This is a genomic window from Hymenobacter psychrotolerans DSM 18569 (assembly GCF_900142395.1).
GTDB classification, from domain to species: domain Bacteria; phylum Bacteroidota; class Bacteroidia; order Cytophagales; family Hymenobacteraceae; genus Hymenobacter; species Hymenobacter psychrotolerans.
This window is the reverse complement of record NZ_FRAS01000042.1, coordinates 1-14,740: the sequence shown is the minus strand read 5'-3', so window position 1 is coordinate 14,740 and position 14,740 is coordinate 1. Positions and strand designations below refer to the sequence as shown.

Here is a 14,740-nt window from a genome sequence, read left to right as displayed (position 1 = left end):
GCACTCCAGTATTGGCTACCAGACACCGTATCACGCTCATCAACAGTTTCTTCCACTTAACGCCCTAAACTGTCCAGCGTAATCGGACCACCTCATTCGAACAGTTCCATTAGGCTACGAGCCTGCATCAGGATAGCGAATGATACCCTGGAAATCCTTTTCTGTTTTTCTCATTTCTCACCGCCTACTCCTTGTTATAATGAGCACCTCCGCATCTGCTTCCGTTGTGGGTATTGATGTGAGCAAAGCCACGCTGGCTGTCTGCTATCAAGTGCAGGGACAGCTGCGCCACCTGGAAGTCAGCAACAGTAAAGTGGGCTTTGCGCAGCTACTGCAGGCAGCCGGTGCCGACAGCCTGTATGTACTGGAAGCTACGGGGACCTATTACCTGGCCCTGGCCTACTACCTGTACGAGCACGGCGCCCAGGTGACGGTACTCAACCCGCTCGTGGTCAAGCGCTTCATTCAAATGCACTTGGGCAAGGGCAAGAGTGACCGCAAGGATGCGCAGTGGCTCCTGCGCTATGGCCAGCAACAGCCCACTGTCTGCTGGCAGCCCGACGAAGCTGTCTTGGTCGAGTGCCGCCAGCTCGAGCAGGTCAGTGAGCACCTGCTGAAGCAGAAAACGATGGTGACCAATTCCCTGGAAGCGCTGGGGAAACAACCGCTCATCAATGCCGTGGCCTGGCAGCGGCTGCAGCAGACCCGGGACCTGCTCGACGAGCAGCTGCAGGCCGTCGAGACCGAATTGCTGGCCTTGCTGGAGGTCCGGTATGCGCCGGAAATGGACTTGCTACGTTCTATCCCCGGTATTGGCCGTAAAACGGCCGGCATGCTGTTGCTTTTCGCCGGCGGCTTTACCCACTGCGCCAACTACCGGCATTTGATTGCCAAAGCCGGTCTCTCGCCGCGCGAGCACAGTTCCGGTTCAAGCATTCGGGGCAAGGTGCGCATTACCAAAATGGGCGGCGGTTTGATACGCAGCAAGCTCTACCTCTGTAGCTTATCGGCCAAACGGGCCAATGCGGCCTGCAAAGCGCTTTATGACAGACTCGTTGCCAAGGGCAAGAATGGTAAACTGGCCTTGATTGCCGTGTGCAATAAGCTCCTCAAACAAGCCTTTGCCATTGTCAAATCCGGCGTACCCTACCAAGCAAATTTTTCTTCCACGTTGGCCTGTAAGGCTTGACTTTTAACACAGTTCATATAAGTGTCCCCGCGCTGGCCCAGCGACCCAAGCCCGCTGCGGTATCGCTCCCACCAGCCGATACGGTCTACTTCGACCGGGACTGGGAACGCACCGAAACGCTGGAGGAAGTGGCCTATGCCCGCGTTGCCCGCCACGATGCCGCCGGCAAAACCATTGGCACGGTGCGTGACTACTTCTATCCGTCCTGGAAAAAACAGTGGGAAGGCAAGATGGCCAGCGAAGCCCCCGACAAGCCCATGGGACTGTGTTGCGGCTGGCATGAAAACGGCCAGGTGAGCTTCAAGGGCACGTACGTCAACGGCGTGCAGCAATCCGACTTTCGCAGCTGGCGCGACGATGGCCGGGAAATCAAGTGCCAGTCGGTCATGCAGGAGGCGTTGCCGCTGAGCACCGCCTCGATTCACTGCAGCAACTGCATGCACATCAGCCGCAAAGTCTTCACCGTGGACATTCCCGAAGGCACGGTGGGCATCGTCTACAAGCTGGATGTGCGCGACGAAGGGCAGCCCCCGGTGTCTTGGTCCACGGCCCTGGCCCTGGCCGGCGTTGTTGGTACGGGCGGCATGTCCGCGCCCGCCCTGCTAACTACGGCGGCTACGGCCCTCACAAAGCAGGGCAACAATGCGCCGCCTACCGTGAGCACCAAATGCCATTGGTACATCACCCCCGACGAAGCAGCGGCGCAGCAGTTTCTGGACACGAAAGGCTACATCAAGGACGTGAAGAACTGCCTGCGCGTAGCCTCCAATACCCCCCAGGAAACCCGGCCCATCAGCCTGCCGCCCGGCATCCGCCGGCTCTATGTGTGCGTGAACAACGATAACTACACCACCGACGCCACCGCGACGTTGAGCGTGACGGCGCTGGTGCAAACCTGCAAGTAGGGAGCCGGTTGCTCTTTAATAGTGGAGGGTCAGGCCGGCGTCCCACTGGTAGTCGCTGTCGTAGTTGGTACTCAACGACATGTACTTGCTGACCATGTAAGGGAAAGCGACGTTGTACTCCCGGTCCGTGCGCTCCAGCTGCAGGCGCGCCTTGCCGTTGCTGTCCAGGCGCAGCTCCGAGCGCACGAGCAGCGGCAGCAGGTAGTACAGGCCCACATCGAACACCCGCCGGTTGATTTTTTGGCGTTTGTCGGAGGTGTGCTTCATGGGCAAGGAGGCGTCCTGGGCGTTGACGAGCCGGAAATAGTGCCCGTGCAGGTCTTTCAGGATTAGGCAAACGACCGGAGGCAGCTCCTGAGGGCTAACATAATTCTGCTCCACGCTTGCATAATTTCGAATCCAACGCGGCCAACAAAGGGTTCTGCGCTGCACCTATAGTGCCTTACAACGCAAAGGAGGCCAATTCCAGATGTTGGCCATCACTTCGGGCATGGTGATTAGGCTTGCCAAGCGGTGGCGGAGAACATGGTGCCTATGGGCGGAAGCTTTAATTTTGTAGCCAGTTCCTAGTCCTTTATGTTCCGCACCCTGCAGCCCTTCCACCGTTTATTGGCGACGACCTTTCTGGTCGTCTTCGTCAATATGTGGCTGGGGCAGTGCGTATGCGCGGCCAACATCTCGTCGCGATTCGGAACAGCCAACGCGACAACCTCGAAGCCGATGGCCCCGGGCTGCCCGCAGCACCGCACGGCCGCACCGTCCATCAGCAAAGGCATCCCGGCGCACGACCAGCAGTTGTCGGCCGACCAGGACTGCTGCCAGGGCAAGTCGGTGGCCAAGCAGACCCTCCTTGCCGCGGCAGCGGAGCAGCAGCTGCAAAGCCCGGCTCCGGCCCTGCTCCCCGAAGCCAGGCGCTTCTTCTTCCGGCCCGCGGCCGGCCAGTGGGACCCCACGGCGGCTGTCGTGCTGGTTTCCCGGCAGGTGCTGCCCCCTAAAATCCCAGACATCCGCATTTTCATTGGGTCGCTGACCATCTGATTGCTGCCCCTGCAAAGGCTCGCCCTGGCATAGCTCTGCTATGTCCCGGGGCGAGCCTTTGCGTTGGCGTGTCCGCCCGGCAGCGCTGCCTTTTCCTCCCGGACTTTCCCCGGCCAGGAGCAGCTGCTGCCCGCAGGCGGGTACGTCCCCACTGGGCCCCGACGCCGGCGTACGTTCCGGCCTGGGCAAGCAGCACTTCATTTCTTAACGCGGACCCTCCCGATGAAAAGCATCACTGGCTTCTTAATAGCCGCCGTCTCCCTAGTTGCCCTGGCCTGCTCGCCCCAGCAGGATTCCGCTCAGCAAGCGGCCACTTCCCCAATCGTGGTAGCCGCCGATTCCGTGGTTCCCACTGCCGGGAGCCCCAACGACCCGCCGCACACCGGCCACGCGACCACCCCAAACGCGGAAAAGCAAGAGCCGACCATGACCAAGGACGGCCTGGCCAAGGAGCTGGTGTGCATGGTCAACAACGCCTACATGGGCAAGAAGCAGGTGCCGGTGAGCTTTCAGGGCCGGCAGTACTATGGCTGCTGCGAGATGTGCGTGAAAACCATCAAAACCCAGCGTCAGGTGCGCGTCGCCCAGGACCCGTTGACCGGTAAGGAAGTCGATAAATCCCTTGCCTTTATTGCCCTGGATGCCGCGCAGCAAAACGGCGGCGTCCAGTACTTCGAGTCCGAGGACACTTACCAGCAATACCTGAAAAAGCGCACCCCCACTCAGTAGCGGTGCCTGCTTCCCTTCCGGTACCGGCCCCATAGACCGGGAGCTTACTGCCGGAGCTCCGGTTCCTACGGAATCCGCCTTCCTCACTTTTTAACTTCTATTTCGATGCGAATAACACGTGTCACGCTAGTGCTATGCCTTTTGCTGACCAGGGTGGGCTACGCCCAAACCCTGAGTCTGCCCGAGGCAATCAGCAAAGCGTCAAGTAACTACGGCTCCTTGCAAGCCAAGGAAAGCTACCGGCAGGCCGCCGAGGCCACCGTGCAGGAGCGCAAGCGGGACTACTTGCCCGACCTGCGCCTTTCCGCCCAGCAGGCCTACGGCACGGTCAATGGCCAGCACGGCCCCCTGTACGGCTTCGGCGGCCTGGGCGTGGCGTCTACGGCCCTGCCCTTGCCCCAACAAGACTGGAACGCCGGCTTCGGGGCCCTGTACCTGGCCAACGTCAACTGGGATGTGTTCACCTTTGGTCGTGTCCGCCAGCGAACTCGGGTAGCTGAATCAGAGGCCTTGCGCGCCCAGCACGAGCTGGAGCAGGCCCAGTTCGAGCACCAGGTCCGAGTCGCGGCCAACTACCTGAACCTGCTCACGGCCCAGCGCCTTCTCCGTACCCGCGAGGCGAATCTGGCGCGGGCCCGGGTGTTCAAATCCACCACCGTGGCCCGCACCAAAAGCGGCCTGGTGGCCGGGGTCGATTCTTCTCTGGCAGCCGCCGAAGTATCCAATGCCCGCACCGAGCTGCTCAAGACGCGGGACCTGGAGCTGGACAAAACCAAAGCATTGGCCGTGCTGCTGGGCGTGCCCTACGCGGCGTTTCAACTGGACTCGGCTTTCATTACCCGCACCCCCGGGGGTGCTGCCTCCCTGGCTGCGGTGGACCTGTCCCACCCGGTCCTGCGGCAGCAACAGTCCCGCATTGCCAAAAGCGAGCAGGAAACGCAGCTCCAGCGCCAGCTGCCCCACCCCACGGTGTCGCTGTTCGGCGTGGTGCAGGGCCGCGGCTCGGGGTTCGAGGCCAACTACCCGCAAGACCAAACCGCGTTTTCCCGGGGGTATGCCGACGGCGTGGGCATCGGGCGGGTGAACTACCTCACGGGCCTGGGCATGAGTTGGAACCTCACCTCCTACGCCCGCAACAGCCCCCGGGTAAAGGCCCAGCAGCTGCTAACCCAGGGCCTGCAGCAGGAGCTGGCCCTCACCCAGCAGGAGCTGCAGGCCCAGTCAGCGCTGGCCGATGAGCAACTAGCTAATGCTGTGGCCAACCAGCAGGAAGCCGCCGTGCAGGTGAAAGCCGCCGCAGCCGCCTACCGGCAAAAAACGGCCCTGTACAAGAACGGCCTGACCACCATCGTCGACGTCACGCAGACGCTCTACACCCTGAGCCGGGCCGAGTCCGAGCAGCAAATCGCCCACGCCAACGTGTGGCTGGCCCTGCTGCTGAAAGCGGCGGCCGTGGGCGACCTCTCCCTTTTGTTAAACCAGATTACTACCGCCCGCTAATGAACATGATTCGAAGCGCCTTACGCAAGCCCGTTTCTGTCCTCGTGATGGTCGTGGGCCTGCTCTTCTTCGGGGTGCAGGCCACCCGCGAAGTGAAAATTGACCTGCTGCCGGAAATGAAGCTGCCGGTGATTTACGTCGCGCACTCCTTTTACGGGTACACGCCCAAGCAGATGGAGTCGTACTTCACCAAGATGTACGTCAACATGCTGCTGTTCACTAACGGCATCAAGAACATCGAGTCCAAGAACTCGCAGGGCCTGACCCTGATGAAGGTGACCTTTCACGAGAACACCAACATGGCCTCGGCCATTGCCGAGATAAATGCCCTGTCCAACCGCTCGCAGGTGTTTTTGCCGCCCGGAGCCCCGCCACCCTTCATCATCCGCTTCGACGCTTCTTCGCAGCCGGTGGGCCAGCTGGTCTTCACCAGCCCGACCAAGAACAACAACCAGCTCCAGGACGTGGCCAACTTTGTGGCCCGCCCCTTTCTGATTTCCATTCCCGGCATCCAGACGGCCCCGCCCTTCGGGGGCAGCCCGCGCACGATTGAAGTCAACATCGACCCCGAGCTGATTCGCGCCCACAACCTGACGCCGGACCAGATTGTGGAAGCCATCAGCAACAACAACATCACGACCCCGGCGGGTAACGCCTCCATCGGCGACATCAACTACCTGACGCCCACGAACACGGTCCTCAAAACCCTGGACGAGTTTGGCGACATTCCCTTGTTCAAGGGCGGCGTGGACAACGTCTACCTGCGCGATGTGGCCACGGTCAAAGACGGGGCCGACATCACCACGGGCTACGCCTTGATTAACGGCAAGCGGTCGGTGTACATCAACATCGCCAAGGCCGGGGATGCCTCGACCTGGGACGTGGTCAAAACCCTCAAGGAAAAGCTGCCCACCATCCAGCAGAACCTGCCCGACGACGTTAAGATTTCCTATGAGTTTGACCAGTCGGTGTACGTTATCAACGCCGTCAAGAGCCTGGTGACCGAAGGCGCCCTGGGGGCCTTGCTGACCGGCCTGATGGTGCTCCTGTTTCTGGGGGACCGCCGCGCCGCGCTGATTGTCGTGCTGACCATTCCGATATCCATTATTTCCGGCGTGCTGCTGCTCAAGCTCTTCGGGCAGACCATCAACCTGATGACCCTGAGCGGCCTGGCCCTGGCCATCGGCGTGCTGGTGGACGAGAGCACGGTGACCATTGAAAACATCCACCGCCACCTAGCTATGGGCAAGCCCAAGGCCCTGGCCATCTGGGATGCCTGCCAGGAAATCGCCTTTCCCAAGCTGCTGATTCTGCTGGTCGTGCTGGCCGTGTTTGCGCCGGCCTTTATGATGAGCGGCATTCCCGGGGCGCTGTTTAAGCCCCTGGCGCTGGCCATCGGCTTTTCGATGATTGTCTCGTTTGTCCTCTCGCAGACCTTTGTGCCCGTAATGGCCAACTGGCTGCTCAAAGCAGAGCACCAGGCGGCCCCCGGCAAACGGTTTGAGCGGTTTCGCGCCAGCTTCAGCCGCCTGATACACCGCCTCATGCCGCAACGCCGGCTGGTGGTTTCCGCCTACCTTGTCGCGGCCCTGGGAGTCGCTGGACTGCTCTTCGTCAACATCGGGCGGGACGTGCTGCCCACAGTGAACTCCAGCCAGTTCCAGGTTCGGCTGCGGGCCCCGGACGGCACCCGCATCGACCGAACGGAGGACAAGGTAAAAACGCTGCTGGCCCAGATTGAAAGCCTGGTGGGCAAAGAGCACGTGGCCATCTCCTCGGTGTTCATCGGCCAGCACCCGTCCACCTTCGCCGTCAGCCCCATCTACCTCTACAACGCCGGCCCCCACGAGGCCCTGCTGCAGGTGGCCTTGAAAAACTACGACGGGGACGTGGCGGCCCTCAAAGACCAGCTCCGGCAGCGGGTCCGGCAGGTGATGCCCGGAGTAAAGCTCTCCTTTGAGCCCATTGAGCTCATCGACAAGGTGCTGAGCCAGGGCTCGCCCACGCCCATCGAAGTGCGCCTCTCGGGCATGAACAAGATGCAGAACGTGCAGTACGCCAAGCAGCTGCTGGGCAAGTTGAAGAAAATAGCCTACCTGCGCGACCAGCAGATTGCTCAGTCGCAGAAGTACCCGACGCTGAACATCGAAATCGACCGGCAGCGGGCCGCCCAGCTGGGGGTGGACGTGCGCGACATTTCCCGCTCCCTGATTGCCTCCACGGCCTCCTCGCGCTACACCAGCAAAAACCTGTGGATTGACAACGGCATGATGGGCATTGCCTACGACGTGCAGGTGCAAACCCCGCTCAACAAAATGAAGAGCCAGGCCGACCTGGCCAACATCCCGGTGCTGAAAAACGCCACCCGGCCGGTGCTCAGCGACGTGGCCACCATCACGCCGGACACCACCTACGGGGAAAGCGCCAACCTGGGCACCATGGGCTTTGTGACCGTGACGGCCAACCTGCACCGCCAGGACCTCGGCACGGCGACCAAAGACGTGCAGGCGGCCATCCACTCGCTGGGCGAACTCCCCAAAGGACTGACCGTCTCGCTCATTGGCACCGCGACGGTGCTCACGGAAACCGCCGACAGCCTGCAAAACGGGCTCCTGGTGGCCGTGGTGGTGGTCTTCCTGCTGCTGGCAGCCAACTTCCAGTCCGTGAAAGTGCCGCTGGTCATCCTGACCACAGTGCCCACCGTCATCGTCGGCGCGCTGGGCTTGCTGCTGGCCACGGGCTCCACCCTGAACCTGCAGTCCTACATGGGCCTCATCATGTCCATCGGGGTTTCGCTGGCCAATGCGCTGCTGCTGGTCAGCCACGCCGAAAGCGTGCGCAAAGCCAACGGCGGGGACGCCCTGGCCGCGGCGCAGGAAGCCGCCGCGCTGCGGCTGCGGCCCATCATCATGACTTCACTGGCTATGCTGGCGGGCATGCTGCCCATGGCCATCGGGCACGGCGAAGGCGGTGACCTGGTCGCCCCGCTGGGCCGGGCCGTGATTGGGGGGCTGCTGGCCAGCACGTTCGCGGTGCTGCTGCTGCTGCCCCTGGCCTTTGCCTGGGTGCAGGGCAAGTCCTCCATCGACTCCGTGTCGCTGGACCCACAGGACGCCGACAGCAAGCACTTCATTCCGGCTCACGCCTAATCCTCATTTCATAGAACCATCCTCGATGAAACCTCCTATTTTTCTAGTAACCAAATTGATGGCTGGTCTGGCAGCGGTAGTTGGGCTGAGTCAGTGCAGCCCATCGGAAACGCCGGCAGCTCCACCTGCCGCGGCCCCGATGGCAATGCCCATGGCAACCGTCTCGCTTGCCAAGGACCGGCTGCGGGACACGCTCTCGCTGCCGGGCGAGCTGCTGCCTTACCAGGAAGTGGACCTGTACGCCAAGGTCAGCAGCTTCGTCCAAGAGCTCAAGGTCGACGTGGGCTCCGAGGTGGTGGCGGGCCAGCTGCTGCTGGTGCTCGAAGCGCCCGAAATCAGCTCCCAACGGGCGGCGGCCCGCTCCCGGGTGCAGTCCCTGGAAGCCACCTACCTGGCCACCAAAGCCAGCTACGACCGCGTGCGCGAGGCCAGCCGCACGGAGGGCGCCATTGCCCCGGACGCGCTGGACCAGATTACGGCTCGTAAAAACGCCGACCTCGCGCAGCTGCAAGCCGCCAAAGCGGCCCTGCAGGAGGTAGGGGTGATGGAAAACTACCTGGAACTGCGGGCCCCGTTTAGTGGGGTCATCACGGCGCGCAACGTAGATAAGGGCGCCTACGTGGGCCCCGCTGGCAAGGGCTCCCAGCTGCCGCTGCTGACCCTGCAGGAGCAGAAAAAGCTGCGGCTGGTCGTGTCGGTTCCCGAATCCCACCGCCCGTACCTCAATGCCCTGAGCACGGTGAGCTTCACGGTACGCTCGCTGCCGCAGACCACCTTTACCGGCAAAATCATGCGGCAGGCCGGCGCCCTGGACCAGCGGCTGCGCTCGGAGCGCATCGAGCTGGACGTGCCCAACCCCGGCAAGCAGCTGCTGCCCCGCATGATTGCCGACATCCGCCTGCCGCTGGCGGCAAAAGACAGCACCTTTGTGGTGCCAACCACCGCCGTCATCGATTCCGACGAAGGAGTATATGTCCTCAAGAAGGCTCCCGGGGGCCCCGTTAAAGTACCGGTGCGGAAGGGGCGGCAACAAGGGGGCAAAGTGGAAATCTTTGGGCACCTCAGCGTCGGGGATAAGCTGATGGCCAAGGCTATGCCGCCGATGAAAGCGGGCATGGGAGCCATGAAGTAAGGGCTAATGCCCCAGGGAGCTAGCCAGGCCGCGCCCTAGCGCTAAAAGGCCCGACGGAGTCTAAGTGAGGCCGCCGACCCCAGTGTCGGCGGCCTTTTCTTTTGCCAGATATGCGCGGGTGAAATCGTTGATTTGTGCGGCATATGCCCTGTTTTAGGTTTTAATTCGGTCAGGGCCAGCCGGTACATTTGCCCGGCGGCCAGCCAGGGTGACGTGCTGGGTAAGTGCGCCTCACAAGTGCTGGTTGCCGCCGGTTTGTCTGTTCGCTTTTAACCCGCGATTTTATGCATCATTCTCCCGCTTCACCCCTACAACCAGCGGTGCCCCGGCCCAAGCACAAGGGCTCCGCACAGCTGTTTGAGAACCCCGTTTTGGAGCGCCTCACGCACACGCACTTCGCCGCGCCCGTCACCATTTTCCTCTTGACGGCCGCCGTCAGTCTGTACTACGGGCTTACGCGCAACCTGCTGACCGGCGTGGCGGCCTTTGGGCTGTTTTTAGCGGGGCTCTTGCTCTTTACTTTGGCCGAATACGCCATGCACCGCTTTGTGTACCATCTGGCCACCACGACCCCGGCGCGTACTAAATTTCAGTACACCATGCACGGCGTGCACCACGAGTACCCCAAGGACAAAACCCGGCTGGCCATGCCCCCCATCCTGACGGTGTTCGTGGCCTCGCTCCTGTTTTTCCTCTTCCGCTTCGTGCTCGGCCACGCCGCGTTCGGGGTGCTGGCCGGCTTCGTATTCGGCTACGCCTCGTACTTGTTTGTACACTACAGCCTGCACGTGTTTGCCCCGCCCCGGAATGCGCTTAAGTGGCTCTGGCACCACCATGCCATGCACCACTACACCCAGGAGTCGGCCGCCTTCGGCGTCTGCACCACGCTCTGGGACCACGTCTTTGGCACCATGCCCCGCCGGCGCCCGCGGTAATACCCTGGCTCTGGCGCGTCGATTTATAGTAGGTGTAGCCACCCGGCCGGCGCCCGGGTGCGGCAACTGCCCACAAAAAAGCCTCACCATTACCGGATGAGGCTCATTAAGTATAAATGTTGGCGGTCGCCTTATACCTCGGATGGGGTAGGTGCCGGTGCTGTGCGCCGGGTCCGCGGCTCGTAGCGCACCCAATTGGGCTGGTAGTCCACCCCGCCAAATAAGTAAAGCATCAGCATGCGCGAGTAGCGCACCGAGAGCGGCGTAAACAGCATGGCCGTCAGGCCTACTACTACCACGTACACCCAAATCTCAGGGTCGCCGAAAAGGAAGTAGAGAGCGGCGGCCGTGACCGCGAAAATGGCTACCGAGAAGGCGTAGCTCACGAACATGGCCCCGTAGTAGAAGCCCGGCTCGGGCTCGGGGGGCTGCCCGCACACGGGGCAAACCTCGGGCATGTCAGCAAAATTGAAACTGAGTGCCCGCGATGTAAAGATTTTGCCTTCGTGGCAACGGGGGCAACGCAGGGCGAGCAGGGCGGCTTTATTCGATGCAATGGGGGCCATGATTTCCAGGAGTTTGTGAGAACAATACAAAAGTACGGCCCCTCCCAGGGCAGGTTTCAGCCCATATGCGGGCGCCTACCGGACAAATCAACGGACTTCACAAATCAACGCGTGGGCTGGAGCTGCCGAAACGCTTCCGGGGTGTGGCCCACGTACTTTTTGAAGTAGCGCGTGAAGTACGACGGGTCCTCAAAACCCAGCGTGTCGGCTACCTGGCTCACCGTATCGGTCGAGTGGACCAGCCGGCGCTGGGCCTCGGTGATAACCCGCTCGTGAATCAACTCACTGGCCGTTTGATTCACCACCCGCCGGCACAGGGCGTTGAGGTGGTTGGGGGTCATGGCCAAGTGGTCGGCGTAGAAGCGCACGGTTTTCTCGCTGCGAAAATGCGCGTCCAGCAGCTGGCTGAAGGCGCGCACCTGCTGCAGGCCGTGGGAGGGCGCGTGGCGCTCCTGCTCTTGCCCGTAGTAGCGCCCGGCCAGCTCCAGCAGCAGGTACAGATAAGCGCCCACGACTTCGGCACGGTTAAAGGCAGGGGCTTGGTTTTCCTCCAGCACGCTGGCAAACAGTCCGCGCAGGGTTCCTTCCGTGGGCGGCAGGTAGAGCACGGGGGCCTGCCCCGGGTCAAAAAAGGGGTAGCCGGCCAGGCGGTCGGCCGGGTACTGGCGCTGGTAGAAGGCGGCGCTGAAAAAGAGGATGTACCCCTGCGCATCGGGCAAGAGCACCCAGCTGTGCGCCTGCCCCGGCACCAGAAAGTAGAGCCCGCCCGGCCGCAGCTCGTAGGTCACCAGGTCGATGGTGTGCGTGCCCTGGCCCTGCGTGACGTAGAGCAGCAAATAGAAGCTGTGGGCGTGGGGCAGGCTCACGGCCGGAAAGCGGGCCCGGTGGTCTTCCAGTCGCTCGATGTAGTAGTCAGGTTCGGGGCGGTGGGGCTCGGCAAAGTGCTCAAGGGCCAGCACGGGCAGGCTCGGTGTTTTCATGTACAGGCCCCGGGCAAGCGCAAGGCGGGATGGTTCTGCCCGAACCTACGCAATTTCCGCAGGGTGGTACGGGGACCGGACTACGGCGTCGCCGCCCGGTCCCCAATGCTACTCGGGGGCCGACACCTTGGATGCCCGGTAAGCTACTGGTGTTTGGCGGACGTACTTTTTAAAGTAGCGACTGAAATACGACGCGTCATCAAAGCCCAGGGCCTGGGCAATGGCGGCCACGGAGTACTCCGTGTGGGTCAGCAACTGCTGTGCTTCGGCCACAATGCGGGCGTGCAGCACGTCGCTGGCCGTCCGGTGCAGCCGCCGGCGGCAGAGCGCGTTGAGGTGGTTGGGGCTCAAAGCCAACTGCTCGGCGTAGGCACTCACCGTTTTCAGCGTTCGGAACTGCTGGTCTACCAGCTGCGCGAAGGCCTGCACTTGCCGGTATCGCTCGTCGGGGGGCAGTGCCAGCCCATCGGAGTCCTTGCCAACGGGAGCTACCGCCGGAAGGGAAAGCGCGAACGGCTCCATGCGAGGCCGCGTCCGTCCGCACAACGCAGGGATTGGGTGCATGAAAAGGGGAAATTGGTTGATTTCCACAAAATTACCGACCCTTCAATCAGGGTTTATAGGACATAAGCGGGCAGCTCCGGCACATTTGCGGGCCTAAAGACCCTCTTTTCAGAATCAGGCAATCATTGCTCTACTAACTGGGTGCCGGTTCGCGGGTTTCGCCCTTGAAAAAGCGGACGGCGCCCAGAGCCAGCACCGCTTCAAAGCCGGTAAAAGCGAGCAACGCAGTGGGTAGGCTTGAGCGCAGCACTTCGCCGAACAGCCAACTGCCCAAGCCAAAACCCACGAATAGCGCGAACACGTTCAGGCCCATGGCCTGCCCGGGCCGCTCCTTGCCCACGTCGGTCACAATAGCGGCCAGCAGCGGCTGCGTCAGGTCGTAGCCCAGCGAGAGCACCGTCACAACCAGCACTGCGGCGGTCAGCGGCAGGTTGGCCCCTAGCAAGAGGGTAGCCATGGCACTCAGGGCCAGGCCGGCCGGCACCAGCCAGCGCCGGCCCCAGCGGTCGGCCAGCCGCCCAATGAAGGGCCCGAGTAGAAAGCCCGGCAGGCCGTAGACTATCAGGGCCAGCCCGATGCCGATTTCGCCCAGCCTAAACCGTTGCTGAAAGTACAAGGCCAACCACGTAAATACCCCGCCGTGGAAAACACTGTTTAACAGGACGTAGCCGTACGTGCGGGCTCCGCTGGCGCTGCCCAGCAGTTGCCCATACCCCGCCAGCACGGCCCGCCAAGGCGCCGGCGGGCTGGTTGCGGGTCCAGCAGCTCCCGGCTGGGGAGCCAGGCTTTTGCGAACGACCACCCAAACTGCTGCGCCGGCCGCTGCCACGCCCAAAAAGAGGGCTCGCCACCCCACGTAGGGTTCGAGTAGCACGCCCAGCGTGGAGCCAAACGCGCTGCCTCCGGCCATGGCCCCAAACAGCCAGCCCAAGGCCCGCCCCCGCTCCGCGTAGGCAAAGCGCTTGCTCACGAGCACCAGGGCCATGGGTACCACGCCGCTGGCACCCAGGCCGGTGACCAGTCGCCAGCCGACCAGCGCCCCGGCGGAAGAGGCCGTAGCCGTCAGCGCCGTCAGGGCCACAAAGGCCAGCAGGCTGCCGAGTAGTATCCGCGGCGGGCCCAGCCGGTCAGCCAGCAAGCCGTAAAAAAGCGTGGCAACGCCATACGGTATCAGGTAGGCCGGTACTGCCAACCCCGCTGTTTGCGCCTCTACGCTAAAGAGTGTGGCTAGGCGCGGGATGAGCGGAGCGACCATGTAGGCCTGAAAAAAGACCACGAACGTGGCCGCCGCCAGGGCCCTGAGCAGCTTTTGGGAAGCGGCCGCACTCGAAGGTGCAGTGGTGGGAATGGGTTGGCTCATACGTCAGCTACGGTAAAAAACTCAATTTGAGCGCCTCCTCGGCTTTAAGCTGTGCTCGCTAAGACCCGGGAAAGCAGCTAATAATGCAGGGTCAGGCCGGCGCCCCACTTGTAGTCGCTGTCGTAGTTGGTGCTCAGCGACACGTATTTGCTGACCATGTAGCGGAAGGCGACGTTGTACTCCCGGTCCGTGTTGACCAGCAGGTCGGCGAAGAAGTTATTGCTCAGGGGCAGGTCGGTTCGCTCCAGCTGCAGGCGCACCTTGCCGTTGCTGTCCAGGCGCAGCTCCGAGCGCACGAGCAGGGGCAGCAGGTAGTACAGGCCCACGTCGAAGACACGCCGGTTGTTTTTGGTGTTCTTTTCCCCTTCGTCCCGCAGGGTGCGGTTGTTGCGGTAGTCGAAGCCGACGAAGGCGGCGAGAAACTGCCGGTTGTCGAGGTAGCGCAGCAGGTGGGTTTCGGTTTCGAAGTTGCCCTGGTAGTTCACCCGGCCTTCAAATTCCAGCGCGTTGCGGTTGTTGGAGAGGGTGGTTTCCAGGAAAGCGCCCTGCGAGTGCGCCATCAGGTCGGCCCAGAGGTAGGGCCGGTTGTCTTCCTTTTTCAGCTCCTTGTAGTCGGTGCGGGCGTACTGGTTCTGCGGCGTGCCCTCGTAGCTCACGATGCGCGCCATGCCGGCCATCATGTGGTAGAGGATG

13 protein-coding genes and 1 pseudogene are annotated in these 14,740 nt (G+C 62.3%); 8 read left to right on the top strand and 6 right to left on the bottom strand.

Annotated elements, in window-relative coordinates:
• The first annotated feature begins 199 nt into the window (after window positions 1–199).
• Both BUE15_RS20505 and BUE15_RS20500 read left to right on the top strand, forming a co-directional pair.
• Window positions 200–1,189 (top strand): IS110 family RNA-guided transposase, encoded by a 990-nt coding sequence (locus tag BUE15_RS20505; RefSeq protein WP_073289036.1) that lies wholly within the window; start codon window positions 200–202, stop codon window positions 1,187–1,189.
• Window positions 1,186–2,094, top strand: a complete 909-nt coding sequence (locus BUE15_RS20500) for a toxin-antitoxin system YwqK family antitoxin (protein WP_073289035.1) — start codon at window positions 1,186–1,188, stop codon at window positions 2,092–2,094. The genes BUE15_RS20505 and BUE15_RS20500 overlap by 4 nt, the downstream gene beginning before the upstream one ends.
• 15 nt (window positions 2,095–2,109) lie before the next feature.
• Here BUE15_RS20500 and BUE15_RS20495 read toward each other — a convergent pair whose 3' ends face one another.
• The gene (locus BUE15_RS20495; protein WP_139252467.1) at window positions 2,110–2,475 is read right to left on the bottom strand and encodes a hypothetical protein; all 366 of its coding nucleotides are present in this window, start codon (window positions 2,473–2,475) and stop codon (window positions 2,110–2,112) included.
• Window positions 2,476–2,670: 195 nt separating this feature from the next.
• Here BUE15_RS20495 and BUE15_RS20485 point away from each other — a divergent pair, with 195 nt between their 5' ends.
• The 6 genes from BUE15_RS20485 to BUE15_RS20460 all read left to right on the top strand — a co-directional run bounded on the left by BUE15_RS20485 (window position 2,671) and on the right by BUE15_RS20460 (window position 10,577).
• Entirely contained in the window at window positions 2,671–3,132 is a 462-nt protein-coding gene (locus tag BUE15_RS20485) for a hypothetical protein (protein ID WP_139252466.1), read from the top strand.
• A 222-nt stretch (window positions 3,133–3,354) separates the two neighbouring features.
• Entirely contained in the window at window positions 3,355–3,861 is a 507-nt protein-coding gene (locus tag BUE15_RS20480) for a hypothetical protein (RefSeq protein WP_073289027.1), read from the top strand.
• 153 nt (window positions 3,862–4,014) lie between these two features.
• Window positions 4,015–5,361, top strand: coding sequence for a TolC family protein (locus tag BUE15_RS20475; RefSeq protein ID WP_211617697.1), 1,347 nt, complete (start codon window positions 4,015–4,017; stop codon window positions 5,359–5,361).
• Window positions 5,361–8,510 (top strand): efflux RND transporter permease subunit, encoded by a 3,150-nt coding sequence (locus tag BUE15_RS20470; protein ID WP_073289023.1) that lies wholly within the window; start codon window positions 5,361–5,363, stop codon window positions 8,508–8,510. Before BUE15_RS20475 ends, BUE15_RS20470 begins: the two co-directional genes overlap by 1 nt.
• Before the next feature lie 151 nt (window positions 8,511–8,661).
• Window positions 8,662–9,642, top strand: a complete 981-nt coding sequence (locus tag BUE15_RS20465) for an efflux RND transporter periplasmic adaptor subunit (RefSeq protein ID WP_170865333.1) — start codon at window positions 8,662–8,664, stop codon at window positions 9,640–9,642.
• A gap of 284 nt (window positions 9,643–9,926) precedes the next feature.
• On the top strand, window positions 9,927–10,577 hold the full coding sequence (locus BUE15_RS20460) for a sterol desaturase family protein (RefSeq protein WP_073289020.1): 651 nt from the start codon (window positions 9,927–9,929) through the stop codon (window positions 10,575–10,577).
• Between the two features lie 131 nt (window positions 10,578–10,708).
• Here BUE15_RS20460 and BUE15_RS20455 read toward each other — a convergent pair whose 3' ends face one another.
• From BUE15_RS20455 to BUE15_RS22125, 5 genes and pseudogenes are all read right to left on the bottom strand, one after another.
• Entirely contained in the window at window positions 10,709–11,035 is a 327-nt protein-coding gene (locus BUE15_RS20455; protein WP_084549221.1) for a DUF983 domain-containing protein, read from the bottom strand.
• Window positions 11,036–11,247: 212 nt separating this feature from the next.
• A complete protein-coding gene (locus BUE15_RS20450) occupies window positions 11,248–12,123 on the bottom strand; it encodes a helix-turn-helix transcriptional regulator (RefSeq protein WP_073289016.1) in 876 nt (291 codons plus the stop codon).
• A gap of 108 nt (window positions 12,124–12,231) precedes the next feature.
• Window positions 12,232–12,687: a helix-turn-helix transcriptional regulator gene (locus tag BUE15_RS20445; RefSeq protein ID WP_084549220.1), complete on the bottom strand. Its 456-nt coding sequence runs from the start codon at window positions 12,685–12,687 to the stop codon at window positions 12,232–12,234.
• Window positions 12,688–12,820: 133 nt separating this feature from the next.
• Window positions 12,821–14,047, bottom strand: a complete 1,227-nt coding sequence (locus tag BUE15_RS20440; protein ID WP_073289012.1) for an MFS transporter — start codon at window positions 14,045–14,047, stop codon at window positions 12,821–12,823.
• Between the two features lie 77 nt (window positions 14,048–14,124).
• Window positions 14,125–14,740, bottom strand: a pseudogene (locus BUE15_RS22125) (copper oxidase); the annotation flags it as partial.

Excerpts from the sequence above, each read along its gene's own strand:
- BUE15_RS20450 (WP_073289016.1), bottom strand. The coding sequence starts at position 12,123 with ATGAAAACACCGAGCCTGCCCGTGCTGGCCCTTGAGCACTTTGCCGAG.
- BUE15_RS20485 (WP_139252466.1), top strand. The coding sequence starts at position 2,671 with ATGTTCCGCACCCTGCAGCCCTTCCACCGTTTATTGGCGACGACCTTT.
- BUE15_RS20455 (WP_084549221.1), bottom strand. The coding sequence starts at position 11,035 with ATGCCCGAGGTTTGCCCCGTGTGCGGGCAGCCCCCCGAGCCCGAGCCG.
- BUE15_RS20480 (WP_073289027.1), top strand. The coding sequence starts at position 3,355 with ATGAAAAGCATCACTGGCTTCTTAATAGCCGCCGTCTCCCTAGTTGCC.
- BUE15_RS20440 (WP_073289012.1), bottom strand. The coding sequence starts at position 14,047 with ATGAGCCAACCCATTCCCACCACTGCACCTTCGAGTGCGGCCGCTTCC.
- BUE15_RS20445 (WP_084549220.1), bottom strand. The coding sequence starts at position 12,687 with ATGCACCCAATCCCTGCGTTGTGCGGACGGACGCGGCCTCGCATGGAG.
- BUE15_RS20460 (WP_073289020.1), top strand. The coding sequence starts at position 9,927 with ATGCATCATTCTCCCGCTTCACCCCTACAACCAGCGGTGCCCCGGCCC.
- BUE15_RS20505 (WP_073289036.1), top strand. The coding sequence starts at position 200 with ATGAGCACCTCCGCATCTGCTTCCGTTGTGGGTATTGATGTGAGCAAA.
- BUE15_RS20470 (WP_073289023.1), top strand. The coding sequence starts at position 5,361 with ATGAACATGATTCGAAGCGCCTTACGCAAGCCCGTTTCTGTCCTCGTG.
- BUE15_RS20465 (WP_170865333.1), top strand. The coding sequence starts at position 8,662 with ATGGCAACCGTCTCGCTTGCCAAGGACCGGCTGCGGGACACGCTCTCG.